Origin of the sequence: Peptoniphilus sp. (genome assembly GCF_050943655.1) — a bacterium.
GTDB lineage: Bacteria > Bacillota > Clostridia > Tissierellales > Peptoniphilaceae > Peptoniphilus_A.
The window spans coordinates 1-16,260 of sequence record NZ_JBMNPQ010000007.1 but is presented as its reverse complement, the minus strand read 5'-3'; the positions used below and the strand labels follow the sequence as shown (position 1 = coordinate 16,260).

General features: G+C 33.5%; 16 protein-coding genes. 10 read left to right on the top strand and 6 right to left on the bottom strand.

All coding sequences use genetic code 11. The features are described 5' to 3' along the window. On the top strand, positions 1-1,041 hold the full coding sequence (locus ACOX6R_RS01725; protein WP_433446603.1) for a P1 family peptidase: 1,041 nt from the start codon (positions 1-3) through the stop codon (positions 1,039-1,041). 51 nt (positions 1,042-1,092) lie between these two features. Here ACOX6R_RS01725 and ACOX6R_RS01720 read toward each other — a convergent pair whose 3' ends face one another. Beyond that, positions 1,093-1,563, bottom strand: a complete 471-nt coding sequence (locus ACOX6R_RS01720) for a DUF4825 domain-containing protein (RefSeq protein ID WP_433446601.1) — start codon at positions 1,561-1,563, stop codon at positions 1,093-1,095. 159 nt (positions 1,564-1,722) lie between these two features. Between ACOX6R_RS01720 and ACOX6R_RS01715 the strand changes: the two genes are divergently transcribed. From ACOX6R_RS01715 to ACOX6R_RS01690, 6 genes are all read left to right on the top strand, one after another. Next, entirely contained in the window at positions 1,723-3,084 is a 1,362-nt protein-coding gene (locus ACOX6R_RS01715) for an MATE family efflux transporter (protein WP_433446599.1), read from the top strand. 183 nt (positions 3,085-3,267) lie between these two features. Further along, positions 3,268-4,206: a D-2-hydroxyacid dehydrogenase gene (locus ACOX6R_RS01710; RefSeq protein ID WP_433446597.1), complete on the top strand. Its 939-nt coding sequence runs from the start codon at positions 3,268-3,270 to the stop codon at positions 4,204-4,206. A gap of 131 nt (positions 4,207-4,337) precedes the next feature. Beyond that, positions 4,338-5,948, top strand: coding sequence for a MutS-related protein (locus tag ACOX6R_RS01705; RefSeq protein ID WP_433446595.1), 1,611 nt, complete (start codon positions 4,338-4,340; stop codon positions 5,946-5,948). Further along, complete coding sequence (locus tag ACOX6R_RS01700) at positions 5,945-6,550, top strand: histidine phosphatase family protein (protein WP_433446593.1); 606 nt, start codon at positions 5,945-5,947, stop codon at positions 6,548-6,550. The genes ACOX6R_RS01705 and ACOX6R_RS01700 overlap by 4 nt, the downstream gene beginning before the upstream one ends. Before the next feature lie 9 nt (positions 6,551-6,559). Beyond that, complete coding sequence (locus tag ACOX6R_RS01695; protein ID WP_433446591.1) at positions 6,560-7,492, top strand: NAD(P)/FAD-dependent oxidoreductase; 933 nt, start codon at positions 6,560-6,562, stop codon at positions 7,490-7,492. After that, a complete protein-coding gene (locus ACOX6R_RS01690) occupies positions 7,489-9,273 on the top strand; it encodes a thioredoxin domain-containing protein (protein WP_433446589.1) in 1,785 nt (594 codons plus the stop codon). The genes ACOX6R_RS01695 and ACOX6R_RS01690 overlap by 4 nt, the downstream gene beginning before the upstream one ends. Positions 9,274-9,285: 12 nt before the next feature. Here ACOX6R_RS01690 and ACOX6R_RS01685 read toward each other — a convergent pair whose 3' ends face one another. Together ACOX6R_RS01685 and ACOX6R_RS01680 are read right to left on the bottom strand one after the other, a co-directional pair. After that, positions 9,286-9,906, bottom strand: coding sequence for an HAD family hydrolase (locus tag ACOX6R_RS01685; RefSeq protein ID WP_433446587.1), 621 nt, complete (start codon positions 9,904-9,906; stop codon positions 9,286-9,288). 101 nt (positions 9,907-10,007) lie between these two features. Beyond that, the gene (locus ACOX6R_RS01680; protein ID WP_433446585.1) at positions 10,008-11,123 is read right to left on the bottom strand and encodes a DUF3048 domain-containing protein; all 1,116 of its coding nucleotides are present in this window, start codon (positions 11,121-11,123) and stop codon (positions 10,008-10,010) included. Positions 11,124-11,299: 176 nt separating this feature from the next. Here ACOX6R_RS01680 and ACOX6R_RS01675 point away from each other — a divergent pair, with 176 nt between their 5' ends. Together ACOX6R_RS01675 and ACOX6R_RS01670 are read left to right on the top strand one after the other, a co-directional pair. Further along, positions 11,300-12,337: a DNA polymerase IV gene (locus tag ACOX6R_RS01675; RefSeq protein ID WP_433446583.1), complete on the top strand. Its 1,038-nt coding sequence runs from the start codon at positions 11,300-11,302 to the stop codon at positions 12,335-12,337. Positions 12,338-12,350: 13 nt separating this feature from the next. Beyond that, positions 12,351-12,767, top strand: a complete 417-nt coding sequence (locus ACOX6R_RS01670; RefSeq protein ID WP_433446581.1) for a PaaI family thioesterase — start codon at positions 12,351-12,353, stop codon at positions 12,765-12,767. A 70-nt stretch (positions 12,768-12,837) separates the two neighbouring features. On the opposite strand, the gene ACOX6R_RS01665 is transcribed toward ACOX6R_RS01670, so the two are convergent. Continuing rightward, a complete protein-coding gene (locus ACOX6R_RS01665) occupies positions 12,838-13,590 on the bottom strand; it encodes a formate/nitrite transporter family protein (protein WP_433446579.1) in 753 nt (250 codons plus the stop codon). Between the two features lie 59 nt (positions 13,591-13,649). Then, on the bottom strand, positions 13,650-15,080 hold the full coding sequence (gene nhaC / locus ACOX6R_RS01660; RefSeq protein ID WP_433446577.1) for a Na+/H+ antiporter NhaC: 1,431 nt from the start codon (positions 15,078-15,080) through the stop codon (positions 13,650-13,652). Positions 15,081-15,192: 112 nt separating this feature from the next. On the opposite strand from nhaC, the gene ACOX6R_RS01655 reads away from it, so the two are divergent. Beyond that, positions 15,193-15,702: an adenine phosphoribosyltransferase gene (locus ACOX6R_RS01655; RefSeq protein ID WP_433446575.1), complete on the top strand. Its 510-nt coding sequence runs from the start codon at positions 15,193-15,195 to the stop codon at positions 15,700-15,702. A gap of 48 nt (positions 15,703-15,750) precedes the next feature. On the opposite strand, the gene ACOX6R_RS01650 is transcribed toward ACOX6R_RS01655, so the two are convergent. Next, positions 15,751-16,152 carry a hypothetical protein gene (locus ACOX6R_RS01650; RefSeq protein WP_433446573.1) on the bottom strand — a complete coding sequence of 134 codons (402 nt, stop codon included), beginning with the start codon at positions 16,150-16,152 and terminating at the stop codon, positions 15,751-15,753. Positions 16,153-16,260 lie beyond the last annotated feature (108 nt).

Sequence of the window (16,260 nt, the reverse complement as noted above, 5' to 3'; positions counted from 1 at the left end):
ATGGGGATTAAATCAGATATAATTAAAACTTGGGATTTTAAAAGTGGAAAATTAAATAAGATTACCGATGTGCCTGGCGTAAAAGTTGGGCACTTTACGATAAAGGATAAAATAAATCAAACGGGCGTCACTGCAATAATACCTCATGAAGGCGATGTATTTAACGAAAAGCTACTTTGCTCCTGTGAAGTGATTAACGGCTATGGAAAATCAACAGGTCTAATTCAACTTGAAGAGTTGGGACTTCTCGAGGCTCCGATTATGATGACTAACACTATGTCTGTTGGCGATGTTTTAAGTGGCACTAATAAGTATATGATTTCGAAATACGAAAACATTGGGAAGAAGAGTCCAGCTCCAAATATAATAGTGACAGAATGTAACGACGGAGTCATTAACGACATGAGGTCCATGGCAATTAAAGATATACATGCGACTCGTGCAATTTTAAATGCGACAGAGGATTTTTCTGAAGGTTCTGTTGGGGCAGGAACTGGAATGATTACCATGAGCCTTAAGGGTGGTATTGGTTCATCGTCTAGAGTTTTAAATATTTTAGATAAAGACTACACTCTCGGTTCAATAGTCCTTTCTAACTTTGGAAGAATTAAAGATTTAAAAATTGACGGGCGAAAAATTGGAAGAGAGATGTATGAATCTTTTAAAAATAAAGAAATAGAAAGAGAGAAGGGTTCAATAATTATTGTAATTGCAACGGACATTCCCCTTTCTAACATCCAGCTTAAGAGAGTTTCCAAAAGAGCTACAGTTGCTCTTGCAAATGTTGGTTCAATTATTGGAAGCGGTAGTGGTGATATCGCTATTACTTTTTCAACTGCAAATAAAATAATAGATGAAGATTTTCACAACATCAAATACATTTCAGATGAGCACATAAACGATGTGTTTAGAGCATCAATTGAATCAATTGAAGAATCAGTTTTATCAGCACTCTTTCACGCAGAGACAGTTAAACTCTCTAGTGGCAAGACGATTTATTCTTTAAAAGACAATTTAAAAAATTCAAAACTCAAATTATAATTTTGATTTAATTTCAAAAAAAGCCGGTGAAATAATTCACCGGTTTGTGCATTAGTAGGCAAGTTCTGTCCTTGATTTTTCAATATAGTCGTAGAAACTTTTTTCACTACTTCCAATTTCTTTTGAAGTTTTGAAGTACTTTGATTCTAAGAACTTATCTATTTCATCTCTTTTAAAAACTACAATAGTTTTTTCGCTTGTCTCTTTAAATTCAACATAACCCAAATTAGAAATTAGTGAAAAATAAACTGCGGCGTTAGTAGAAAGGTCGCGGGGATTTATGTCTTCTGTGTTTTCTAAATAAATAATTACACCATAAGGCTCACTATCTGAATCAATTTTTATATTTCCCCTTTTCACAATGGAAGGGAGCTTGACAGAGTCCACGATTTTTGTGACCTTGGAATTGTCGCCGACATAATCAGTTTTATAATTATATACATTTTCGTCAGTAGAGCTCTTGTTACATGCACTAGCTACAATTAAAAAAATAAGTACGATAAATATTTTAAAGTTTTTCATAGTTCCTCCTATTAAAAACATTATACTACGACTAAATTAATTAAAAAATAAAATCGCAAGAATAATGTTTGGGATTATCATTTAAAACTTAAAATATTGATTTAAAAATTTTTTAATGATATATTAATAAAGATTTTTGGAATTAAGAAGGTGATACATTTGGAAGATAGAAATATATTGGGAACAGAAGAAATTCCCAAACTCTTAATGCAGTTTGCAGTGCCAAGTATTTTGGCAATGATAATTTCTGCACTTTATAATATTGTCGACCAAATATTTATTGGAAACTCCGTTGGAATTTTGGGAAATGCCGCGACAAATGTTGCCTTTCCTCTCACAACAGTATGCGTTGCAATCGCACTTACTTGTGGAATTGGAGCAGCGGCAAATTTTAATATATGTCTTGGAGAAGGAAGATACGATGAGTCCAAGCACTATATAAGAAACGGGCTTACACTTGCAGCGACTCTTGGAATTATTCTTGCAATAATCACGAGAGTGTTCATGAAGGAAATTTTAACAGCTTTTGGTGCAACAGATGAGATAATGAAGTATGCAGTTGAATATATTTCTGTGACATCACTTGGATTTGTATTTTTAATACTTGTAAATGTGGGTTCAACCTTAATAAGAGCTGACGGGACGCCTAAGTATTCAATGTATGCCATGGCAGTTGGCGCAATTGTAAATATATTCCTAGATCCAATTTTTATTTTTGTCTTCGACATGGGAATGAGGGGGGCGGCACTTGCCACTGTTTTAAGTCAAATCATTTCCTTTATAATGGTTATTTACTACATTAAAAATAAATTTAAATCTGTCGATTTGGAAAATAAATTTATAGAGCTTGACTTTAGACATGTATCGCAAATAGCGCGTCTTGGTTCAGCAAGTGGATTTAACCAAGTAGCCATGCTTGTTGTGCAAGTAGTTTTAAATAATTTCTTTAGGTATTACGGAGGCCTATCAGAGTATGGTTCAAACATACCCCTTGCTGCAATTGGAATTGTCATGAAGGTAAATATGATTTTCTTCTCAATAAATATTGGACTGTCTCAGGGACTTCAACCAATTGCATCATTTAACTATGGGGCAAGGAAGTATCAAAGAGTAATCGATGTATATGTCGAAGCAGTTAAAAAAGCTGTACTTGTTTCTCTAATTTCCTTTGCGATATTTCAATTATTTCCAAGGCAAATCCTTGCACTATTTGGTGGAGGAGAAGAGCTATACTACGAATTTGGCGTAAAGCTATTTAGAATATTTTTATTCTTTGTATTTTTAGTTGGAATCCAACCAGTTACCATGGGATTTTTATCATCAATTGGACTTGCAAAAAAGGGAATCGTAATTGCACTACTTCGTCAGGTAATACTTTTAATTCCGCTTTCATATATTTTTGCAAAAAACTTTGGAGTAAATGGTCTTCTTTATGCCGCTCCAACATCAGACCTTATAACGGCCATCATCACAATAATAATAGGATACAATGTGGTGAAGAGTTTAAAACTCAAGATGTAAAAATTTCATATAATAAAATAATTTATGTATAAAAAGATTAACTTAAAGTAAGTAAATAATGTTTTTCGGGATGCTTTCGATTAAAATTTGGCTAAGGCCTTATTTAGTCGCAATATATCTTGAAAAACATTTTTTTATCTATTAAAATGTAATCGTAGAAGAAATACATACAAGGAGGATTTTATGAAAGCGTTAATAGTAGATTATATGTCAGACTTAATTGACAAAGGATTAGAAGAAAGAGGCATTGAATATGATAAAGTTATGCTTCCAACTTCAGAAAAACTAGCTGAAATTATTGAACCATATGATATTCTTATCATGAGAGTTGACCCATTCATCAACAAAGAAGTTCTTGACGCAGCTAAAAACTTAAAGGCAATCTTCGTTGGTTCAACTGGAACTAACCACATTGACCTTGAATATGCAAAAGAAAAAGGAATTCCTGTTAAAAACTCTCCAGGACAAAACGCAAACGCAGTTGCTGAACTTGTTTTTGCAAAAATGTTAGACCTTTACAGAAACACTGTACAAGCTCAAAACGAAGTTAAAGGTGGAATCTGGAACAAATACAGATGGATTGGTAGAGAACTTAGAAACAAAACTCTAGGAATTTGTGGTTTTGGTGCAATCGGAAGAAGAGTTGGAGAAATCGCTAATGTATTCCACATGAACGTTCTTGCATACGACCCATTCCTAACTAAAGATGACATTAAAGTTGACTATGTAGAACTTGTTGACTTCGACAGAATCGTAACTGACTCTGATATAGTTACTCTTCACATGCCACTTACTCCAGACACTAAAGACTTATTCAGTGCTGAAGAATTCGAAAAAATGAAAGACGGAGCTTGCATTATAAACGCAGCACGTGGTGGAATTGTAAATGAAGATGACCTTTACACTTACATTAAAAACGGTAAACTAGGCGGAGCAAACCTAGATACACTTTCTAACGAACTTGGAAGTGGCGGACTTGACACTCAAGACGTACCAGTAGAAAATAAATTATTTGAACTAGATAGACTTTATGTAACTCCACACGTTGGTGGATCAACTATCGATGCTCAAGACGATATCGGAAGAGTTGTTCTTAACAACCTAGACGAAATCTTTAAATAATTTTTAAATTAGGGCTGCCTATGGCGGCCTTTTTTTATTGGAAATTTTTATAGCTTTTCCCTCGTGCTCTTCTTACTTTAATGAAAAAGACCTTTGTTGTATAATGTTAATGTATGTATAGGAGGTTTTTTATGCAAGAATACTACGCTCCAATTATTTTATTTTTGGGTCTTGTCTTATTTGTATTTTTATACGACTACATTGGCAGAAAAAACAGAGAAAAAAATTTAATGCTCGACATAAAAAATGATTTTGGAAAAGTTCATTCAAATAAATTTAAGGGAAAAATTGACGGAATTTACAAAAAACTTGGCGGCAACTTGACAGAAATTACATATGAAGATTTAAACTTTGACAAAGTCATTGAGAAGATGAACCACTCAGTGTCAAGGCTCGGACTTGAATATTTTTATTATAAAATAAGAAATATAAATCTAGATAGCGATGAGCTTTTAAAAGATATTAGGAATCGAAATAGCTACAAGGATAAGGAAAGTCTACTTCAAAAAATTCAATTTATATTTCAAGGTGTGGGATATTTTAAAGATGATGTTCTCGGGCTCTTAGATGATGACACTGACGTAGATGGAGAACTCGTCGCAGCTGCTAAAATTTTTTCTTTTACAGCTATTTATATAATTATATCTATATTTATATTTCAGAAGCTTGCATTTTTTGTGGCCGTAGTTTTACTTGCTGGAAACACTTACATTTATAAAGAGTTTAACAAGAAGACAATGGGGAAATTAAACGCGCTTTTAAAGCTTAGAAATATGATTTTTGCAGCAGAAAAATTGACAAGATATAAAGACGAAGTATTTTTCGAGGAGCTAGACGAAATCGAGAGACTCTTAAGAGAGATCGCGCCACTTAAGAAATCACTTAAGTCCTTTGGATTTTTGTCTGGAAATCCTGAGTTTGACTGGGCAGAGACTTATAAAAATATTTTATTTTTAACTGAAGCAAGGCAATTTACAAGTTCACAAAAATATTTTAAATCCCACGGAGATAAAGTTTTTAGACTCTACTATTTAATGGGAAAGATTGATGCAGAAATTGGAATGATTTCTGTAATAAAGGCCTATGATGCAAAAGACGCAACTTTTGGCGATAGAATTTATGGTAAAAAACTATATAATCCTTTGTTAAAATCTGCAGTTCCAAATGATCTCGACCTTTCTAAGTCCATACTTCTTACTGGTTCAAATGCATCAGGCAAGTCAACATATCTTAGAACTTGTGGCATTAACGCAGTCTTTGCACTTACTTTTGGAATATTTTTTGGCGAAAGTTTTGAAATTGAACCTATTATTATTTCATCTGCCATAGATATTTCGGATTCACTTTCTGAAAACTTGTCATACTTCATGGCAGAGTCAAAGGCAATTGTAGAGATGATTAATCAAGATAAAAAGCAATTAATTTTATTAGATGAAATATTTAGAGGGACAAATACAATAGATAGAATTTCTGCAGCCTCATCCACTTTAAGATATCTAGAGAGTGGCAACTATGTAATAGCCGCAACTCACGACATAGAACTTACAATTTTATTGGAAGATATTTTTGCAAATAAGCATTTTGAAGAGAAGATTGAAGATGGAGATATTAAATTTGACTATCTATTAAAAGACGGCGCGGCGAAAACAAGAAACGCCATAGCGATTTTGGAAAATTTAAATTATCCAAAAAAAGTAACAGAAGAGGCAAGAAAGCTTTCAAAAGATATGGAGGAAGAATGAAGATTTATTTCACAAGACATGGCGAAACCGAATGGAATAAAAAGGGAATAATCCAAGGTCAACTTGACTCGCCACTTACAGAAGATGGAATTGAGATGGCAAAAGGCCTCTATGAAAGTAGCAAGGACATAGACTTTGATAAAGTTTATTCATCTGATCTTGGAAGAGCCTATGATACTTGCAAAATAATTTCACCGCACAGAGATATAATAAAGACTAAACTCTTAAGAGAGATTGATGTGGGGAATTGGTCTGGCAAAACTCTAAAGGAAGTCGAGACTAAGTATAGAGATCTTCATCAAAAATATTTTAACAGCCCCTCTTCATACTTTAGAGAAGATGGGGAGAGCATATACGATTTAATTAATAGGGTGGAGAAATTTTTTGAAGAGGCGATTTATCCCGAAGAGGACGAAAAGATTTTAATTGTGACTCACGGCGTGACCATGGTATCGATGTTTAATATTATGGAAAATATTCCAATAGAAAATTTTTGGACAAATAGGGTTAGGCGAAATGGATTTTTTAATATAGCTGAATATAAAGACGGAAAGTTTACAATTTTGCAGAAGGCACCAAAAAATCCAGTAGATAGTATTTGAGGTGATAGTATGAATTATGATTTAATAATTGTGGGAGCTGGGCCTGCTGGTTTATCAGCAGCTGTATATGCAGGAAGAGCTCTTTTAAAGACGCTTTTAATCGAAGAATACACTTTTGGCGGAAGAATTAACGACACAGCTGAAGTAATAAATTATCCGGGATTTGTGGAGAGCTCTGGTAGAGAAATTGTAGATGAATTTAAAAAGCATGCAGAGTCTTTTTCTACTAACGACTTTACTTATGGGACAGTTAAGACAATTGAAAAAGAGGGAGAGCTTTTTAAAATTACTACGAAGAGAAAGAGAGTATTTTATACTAAAGCCATAATTATTTCGACAGGAACATCTTCTAAAGTAATAAATGTTCCGGGAGAACGCGAGCTAACTGGAAGCGGCGTAAGCTACTGTGCAACTTGCGATGCAGATTATTTTATTAATAAAGATATTCACATTTTAGGCTCTGGCGACTTGGCACTTGAGGAAGCCGACTATCTTTCAAACTTTACCAATTCAATTAATATGATAATAATTCACGACGTTGACCAGTTTGATGGAAATGCGCGTGAAGTTGAAAGGATAAAACAAAATCCAAAAGTCTCATTTACTTGGAACAGCCGACTTGAAAAAATTATTGGAGACGGCAAGGTTGAAAGCCTTGTGCTTTATAATTCTAAGGAAGATGAGTACAGCACAGTTTCATCTGATGGTGTTTTTATTTTTGCAGGGATGACTCCAAACACCGATGTCGTAAAAGGTTTAGTTGAGCTTGATGATGGAGGATTTATTAAAACTGACGAGATGATGAGAACTTCTGTAGATGGAATTTTTGCAGCAGGTGATGTTAGACGAAAGGTTTTAAGACAAATCGTCACTGCAGCAAGCGATGGTGCAACGGCTACAGTTTTTGCCGAAAGGTACATTAGAAATAGAGGAATAGTATGAGAGTATATCCGAGAGGAACTGTTATTTACAAAAAAGACAAGTGCTACAATGGAATTAATTTAATTTCAACGGCAAAAGATGGAGCTCTTGTTACTAAAATGGACGGGACAGAATTATACAGATATTCTGTAAACCCAATGCCTGCCAAGATGTTTAGTAACGGAAATATAATGAGCATATCTTCCTTCAGATCGTCTGACTTTGGAGTAAGTGACGGGATAAAGTTACTAGAATTTAATAAAGAAGGGGATGTGCTCTTCGACTTCGATGGTTTTAAATACATGAGTGATCGGGGATACTCCCCAAAGTGGATGGCAAAGGCACACTCTGACTTTCAAAGAGAGGGAAACTCTGTGGGATACTACTATCCAACAGAAAGAAAGGTAGATGAGCCAAATACTCTTCTACTTGTGCACGACGAAATTGTGAAGAGCGATATTTCTGATAAAACTCTTCTTGATGATGTAATTTTAGAAATAGATTATGAAGGAAATATTTTGTGGAAATTCTCCTTTAGTGAACACTTCGACGAGCTGGGATTTTCTGAAGAGGCGAAAAACGTAATTTATAGAAATCCAAACCTTAGAATTACAGAAAATCAACTGGGCAACTTCTTAGATGTTACTTCAATTTCTGTAATTGGAGAAAATAAGTGGTATGATCAGGGAGACACAAGATTTCATCCAGATAATATTTTATTTACAGCAAGAGCTGCAAATATTATTGGAATAATAGACAAAAAGAAGTCTAGAATATGTTACAAGCTAGGTCCAAGCTTTAAAGATTTTCACAAAATTGGACCAGTTGTCGGATCAACTTTTGCAAGCATTATTCCAAAGGGGCTTGAGGGAGAGGGCAATCTTTTAATTTTTGACAACGGAGGAAGCTGCGGCTATGGACCTCCAACTCTGACATCGCCATCTGGACTTCTTCCCTTCGTGAGAAATTATTCTAGAGTTTTGGAGATAAATCCAATTACACTTTCAAAAACATGGAGCATAGATCCGAGAGACTTTGGATTTTCAATTCCTCTTAACGGCTATAAATTTTATTCCCCATACGGAGGCAATTTGCAGAGACTTCCAAATGGAAACACTTTAATAACTCTTGCAACGGAGGGCATGGTAGTTGAAGTTACAAGAGATAAAGAAATTGTTTGGGAGTGGAGCTGTCCATATAGAACTGACACCGAAAACATGCTAAGGAACAATTTAATTTATAGGGTCTACAGGTACCCTTACGAATACATGGATGTAGATAAAGATGAAAATGACATAGAAGTAATTGAAGATATGTCCTACTATAGACTAAAAGGCGCAGGAGAGTTTAAAGAGGCACCCCTTACAAATGTGCCTGGCGCTGTTTTATCTAACGACATTGACCCACTTTCACAAGAATCAGAATCACCAAAAGACTTGGCAGAAAATAAAGAAATGATTAGGAAAAACAACAGCGTCATCAAAAATATCTTCAGTCAAAACTTTGCAGAAATTATTTCCAAAAACGAATACTCCATCTGTGTTTTCGGAGCTCCAAGATGCACTCACTGCATGGCGCTTATGGAAATTGTTGAGGCAATGCTTACAGATGAATTTAAAAACGTATCAGCCTACTATATGGACGTTGACAAGAATAGAGATTTTGCAGAGAAAAATGAAATATATCAATTGCCACTTACAAAGTTCTATAAAAATGGAGAGGAAGTTTATTCCTTCCAAGGTGAAAAATCCTACGACATGATTGCAGAGGCCATTGAAAAATATTTATTAGAAATAGAATAAAAATAAGGGCTATTATCTCCAAGTGAGATTTTTATAGCCCTCTTTTTTTACCTTTGAATTTATTAAATATCTATTTTTGACAAGCTCCATCATAAATCTGTCGTCCTTGTAGGAGTCTGAATAAGCTTTGGATATTTCGTAATCAATTTCAATATTATTTTTTTCTAAATATTCTTTTATCCTTAAAACTTTAATCTCTCTCTTGTTGTTTTTGCTTTTAACTTTAAAGTCACTGTCAAGATCCGTTCCAATGATGTGATCAAAGTCTAAAATTTCTCTTACATATTTTATATAATTTGTGGCAGATGCTGAGCACAAAATTTTAACTGCATCTTTGTCGTGAGATTTAAATTCTTTTATGCCGTCCTTAAAAAAATATTTTGGATAGAGATAATTTGTCATGAAGTCCTTTAAGTCATCTTCGGAAAGTTTTTTCATGGGATAGACCATGGCGTTTTTCATGTATTTAAAGTCTCTTTTAAATATAAATCCAAAAAATCCAAGAGTTGCTCTAATTGGAATTTGAAAAATGCTCATCTTTCTTCTATTTATGGCATATCTCCAAAGCATCCAGATGGACTCGCATCCAACTAATGTGTTGTCAAAATCATATAAAATAACCTGTCTCTTCATCTCATCTCTCCATTTAAGTAATACAATGAGATTATACCAAATAAAACACATCTTAAAAAGCAAAAAAATAGTTGGCGCCATATGACACCAATTATTTAAAATTATTTTGCATTATTTGTTGAGTTTGCATTGTTAGCATTAGAGCTTTCTGCATTTTCTTCTGGATTTTCATACACTACAGAGCCTTCGTTATCATCAATTGTTGCAATGAGTGTTTGTCCTGGGTTTAGATAAATTTCGCTGCCATCTTTTTGAGTGTAAATTGTTCTAGAAGATGCATCAGGTTTTGACCAATTAATTTCGACTAACTTGCCGTTAGTTAATAATAGTCCGCTTCCTTCACCAATATTATAAATTGTAAGTGTTCCATTTGCACCAGTTACTTTTGAATTTGCATAGGAAATTATTATATTTGATGGAGTGAAGTCTTCTTTAGAATTTTCATCAATTATGTTTTCGCCATTTCTAACGATTACATATTTGTCAGTTTTTGGATTGTACATAATTTCTTCTTTATAGTGCTTAAAGAAGTTTAGTGTTACACTTGGCACTTCGATGGACTCCATTTTATTTAATTCTTCTTTGTCATCTGTGTGATCAAATTTAAAAAATTCATTCTCAGATGAAAGAGTGAAGTTTTTCTTTTCTGCAGCTTCTTTTAAATTTGCAAAAGTTGTGTAACCGTCGTGTGGTCTTTTTTTATTTACTTCTTTGTTTCTAAAATAAGTAATTCCTTCAAGGGCAATTCCATCAAGATCATCTACTCCAATTTTTGGAATTTCTGAATAACCTTCTGGGCTGCCTCCCCAGTGACAGTAAATTGCGTTAAGTTCTTTTGCAGTGTCGACAAAATATGGCCTTGCTGAACGAACTGAGCCAATATTTACATCAGGAAATTTTGACTGAAATATTGCAAGGTATCTTGTGTACTCACCTTCAACTTTATATTCGTACAAAATATCACAATCAGCAAGGCCTGCTTGTGGCAGTGCATCGGGATGATTGTTTAGCATTACTGCAAAAGGTCTATTATTATTTTGCTCATCAGATTCAATTTCTTCTCCAGTAAACACTGCATAATATTTTTCTTTTTCTACTTCTTTAGCTGGAGCTTCTTTGTCACTTTCCTTAGACTGAGAATCAATGCAGCTTGTTAAAAATAATGGCAATAAAAATAAAATCATCATTATGTATAAAAAACTTTTCTTTATTTTCATAATTACCTCCTTAAAAAGTTTAAACCATTATAATAAGTTTAATATTATTGTGGTCAAAAATCAATTATTTTGATATGACAAAACACAGATTCAGCAAGTTAAAAATGAATACAAACTAGTGTTTTATTATCTACTGTGATAGAATTATCATGCAGTATTAAATTTTTGGTGATGTAATGAGAACTATTATGCATGTTGATATAGATGCCTTTTATGCTTCAGTTGAAGAGTTAGACGATCCGACTATTATCGGTAAGCCCGTCGTAGTTGGAGGAAAATCAGATCACGCAATTGTGACTACGGCAAATTATGAGGCGAGAAAATACGGGATTCACTCTGCAATGCCAATGTTTATGGCAAAAAATCTCTGCGATCATTTGATTATTAAACCAATGAGAAGGGCAAGGTACTTAGAAAAATCTAAAGAAGTCTTTGACGTGCTTAAAACTTTTACAGATAAAATTGAAAAAGTTTCAATCGACGAGAGCTATTTAGATATAACAGGACTTGGATATGGAATTGATGCTCCAAGAAGGCTTCAGAAAAAAGTATTTGAAGAGACAGGGCTTACTGTGAGCGTTGGACTTAGCTACAATAAATTTTTGACAAAACTTGCAAGTGATTGGAATAAACCAAATGGAATAAAGATAATAAAGCCAGAAGATGTTCCAGAAATTTTGCTTCCCCTTGATATCAATAAGGTTCACGGGATAGGAAAACAGTCTGAGAAAAAATTAAAATCTCTTGGCATAAATACAGTTTCTGATTTGTATGAACTGCCAGAGAGTTTTTTGTCGGAGCTTTTTAAGAAGAAGGGCAAGGAGATTTATGACAGGATTCGAGGCATCGACAATAGAGAAGTTGAAGTGGGAGTTTTGCGAAAGAGCCTAGGCACAGAGACAACTTTTGAAATAACTAGCTCGCGCGAGGTTTTAAAAAATCATCTTAAAGATTTTGCAGAAGAAATTTCAGAAGATTTAATTTATAAAGAAATATCTGGATACACTTTGACATTAAAATTAAAAAATGAAAACTTTGTAACTAAGACGCGTTCAAAAACTTACGCCACTCCCATATATGAATCTGAAGATATTTTTGAAAAAGGGGTAGAAATATTTAATGAGGTATATGAGGGTGATAAGATTAGGCTAATTGGCCTTACTGTATCAAACCTTGAAGATATAAAAATAGAACAGTTAAAATTTTTGACGTAAATGGGGGAGAAAGATGAGTGAAGAATTATTAATTGAAAGAATAAATAATGATGATTATGCACGTGCAAATAATTTTAAAGTGAAGAGTTATGAGGGGGACAATCTCGTTATTGAAATGACTCCAGATAAAGGTCATGTAAATGCCATTGGAGTAATTCATGGGGGAGCTTTGTATTCTTTAATGGACAGCGCAGCTGGATTTATGCTAGTTCTTAAGGGTAAGACTTCTGTCACAGTTGACTCAAGTGTAAACTTTATAGCTGCATCACAACCAGAAGATAAACTCTACTCAAAGACTAGAATTGTCCACTCAGGAAGAACTATTAATGTAGTTTATGTAGAAGTTTATAATGAAGACGAAAAGCTAATAAGCACTGGAACTTTTACAATGTTTAATAAGGGAGATAAGCTTAGAAAAATTGAAAAATAAAAAAACACTGGCACAGCCAATGTTTTTAATTAATCTTAAAGGTCTATTAATTTAGACTTTTAAGATTTTTTTATTCTTTTCCAACTATATAATATGACAGTGCGACTAAAAGTCCACCGATTATATTTCCAATTGTAACTGGAACTAAGTTGTGAAGCATCATTCCAACAGTAAAGTTTGGATCGAAGATTTTTGCAAGTGTTAGATAAGTCATATTAGCAACACTGTGTTCAAATCCAAGAGCAACGAATGGAAGGATGCACCAGAATATTAAAATTAGTTTTGCAGCATCAGAAATATTTCTGTTGCATAGAAGAACTGCAAGACAAACTAAAATATTACACATAATTCCTTTAAAAACCAAACTAGTAAAGTCATAGGAGACTTTAGAATAGCCCATTTCAACTATAGTAGCTTTTAAATCTGCTGGAACAGATGTCATTGAAAATAATAATGAAATAATAATTCCGCCAATAAAATTGCCGATATAAGCAAATAAAAATACTTTTAATACTGTAGAGAGATTAATTTTTTTAGTAAGCTTTCCAAAACCCATTACAAGTACTATGCCTGTAAATAATTCTCCACCAGCAAACATTACATATGAAAGTGCAAGTGAAAAGACAAATCCATTTACAAGTTTTACAATAGGGAAGCTCACGTCTTTAAAAATCATCATTGTAAGTGACATAATAAGCGAACCAACGCCTACAAAAAATCCAGCAAGAGCTGCTGCCACTAAGTATTTAAAAATAGATTTTTCCAATAAACTTTTCTTTGACATATAAGCCACAGAGAGTTTATCGTAAATTTCTTGATACAAAGAATCACCTCTTTAATAAATTTCCTAATCAATTATACAATATATACAAGTTTTTTCAACTAAAAAGCTGTATCTGGATCATTTTCTAAATTATATTTATCCTTGTCAGTGGCAGTTATTATGACCTGCACAATAGGCATAAGCAGATTAAAGAATAAAAAAGGAAGGTATACAACTGTTGATACACCAAGAACTTTAGTCATATACACTCCGCAGGTGTTCCAAGGAATCATAACAGATGTAACAGTTCCGCCAGACTCAAGTGTTGATGATAAAAGTTTTGGATGAAGACCTCTATTTTTGTATTCCTCTTTAAACATTCTACCTGGAACAACTAGAGAAATATATTGTTCTGGCATTGTTGCATTGGATACAAAGCAGGTTAGAATTGTAGTGATGACAAGTCCAACTGTTGACTTTACATTCTTTACAATTTTTGTAACTATTGCCTCAAGTATTCCCGTGCTTTCACAAATTCCACCAAACATCATTGCGATAATCGTAAGAGAAATTGATGACATCATGTTATTTAGACCGCCCGTTGTAAGTAGCTCATCTATTGAAACTATTCCAGTATTTGAAGTAAATCCTTCTAGGGAGCAGTGCAGAATTTCACCAAAATTTGATTTTTGAAAAATTGGGGCAAGTATTGCTGCTGCAATTATTCCAAGAGTAATTCCTGGAATGGCAGGAGTTTTCTTTGCAATAGAAATTATTACGATTAAAGGAGGCAAAAGTAGCACTGGTGAAATATAAAAATTATTATCAAGTCCTTCTATAATTTCAGAAACTTTTACAAGGTCGCTACTTTCTCCTCTAAACTTAAAAGAATAATATCCAAATATAATAAGAGTAATAGCATAGGCGATAACTGTTGGCTTTGCCATTGCCTTTATGTGGGTAAAGACATCAGTCCCAGCCATTGCCGGTGCGAGATTTGTGGTATCTGATAGTGGGCTCATCTTATCTCCAAAATAAGCACCAGAGATGACAGCACCTGCGGCAATTGGTGCAGGTATTCCAAGACCCTTTGCAATACCCATAAGAGCTATTCCCATAGTGCCTGCAGTTCCCCAAGAAGTTCCAGTTGCAATAGATGTGATAGATGAAATAATAACAGTAGCAACAAGAAAGATTGACGGATGGATTAACTTAAGGCCGTAATAAATCATTGTTGGTACGACTCCAGAAAGTATCCACACACCAATTAGTACTCCTATTATTGCAAGAATTATTATTGACTGCATAGCTTGTGAAATTCCACCAATCATAGATTTTTCTATAAAGCTCCATGAGTATCCGATTTTTAAAGATACTAGGGAGGCAATCACAACGCCTATTAGCATAGGTATATGAGGATCTTGTTTATAAAAAATTATTGAGACGAACATTACAATTATTAGCGTGCAAAACACAAATAGTGCCTCTAAAAAATTTGCTTTTCTAATCTTTTTTTCTTCAACTTTAACTTTACTTTGTAAAATACTCACATAATCATTCCTTTCTGAGGTAATTATCTAATTATATCATTAAAATATAAAATTTCAAAGAAACAAAACATCAATAGTTCAATATGATATAATATAAAAGTCGGAGGTGTCTATGAATTTAGAAAAAACTATTAGAAGTATAGAAAATCATCCAAAAGAAGGAATAGTATTTAGAGATATAACAACTCTATTGCAAGATAAAGATTCTTTTAAAGAAGCAGTTGATGTCATGGCAGAAAAAATTGGACCTGATGTCGACAAAATTGTCGGAATAGAAGCGAGAGGATTTATATTTGCATCGGCTCTTGCTTATAAACTTAACAAGGGATTTATACCAGTTAGAAAACCAGGAAAGCTTCCATTTGATAAAATTTCAGAAAGCTACAGTTTGGAATATGGAGAAGACTCAATAGAAATTCATGTAGACGCAATTAATAAGGGAGATAAAGTTGCAATAGTAGACGATTTACTTGCAACTGGAGGAACAGCAAAAGCTTCTGTAAATTTAATAGAAAAATTGGGCGGAGAAATAGAGGTCGTGCTCTTCCTAATAGAACTAATTGATTTAAAGGGAAGAGAGCTCTTGGAAGGACAAAATGTTAAGAGCATCATAAAATACTAATATAAAAACAAAAATAGAGCCTTGGTCATGTTACCAGGGCTCTTTAAATTAACTTTCAGTTGTGAATTTTTCGCCACATTTTTTACAAGTGACAAGAATTTTTCCCTTGCCGCGTGGTGCTTTCATTTGAAGACCACACTTAGGGCATTTAAAATATTTATAAACTTTTCTATTTTTAACCTTGTTTTTAGAAAAATTAAATTTTTTGCGCAGTGGCTCCACAGTATCTAAAAATTTTTTATTCTCATCTTGCCTTGCAGAAATATCTTTTGAAAGAGCTCTGTAGTAAGAATAAATAAGAAAGACGAGCGCAAGAGTAAGTATAAAGCTCTTCTTAGCAAAAATATTTACAATTAACAAAACGCCAACAAGACCGATGATGAAAAAATTAAGCTCATCGTGTCCGTTTCGACCAATCATAAAATTTCTAATCTTGTCCTTAAAATTCAAAGTATCATCCCATTTCTAATTCTATAGCTATTATAACAGATAAAATAAGTTTTAAAAAATAAAAATAACAATGTATTTGGTAGTACAGAAAATATAACTATTGAGATA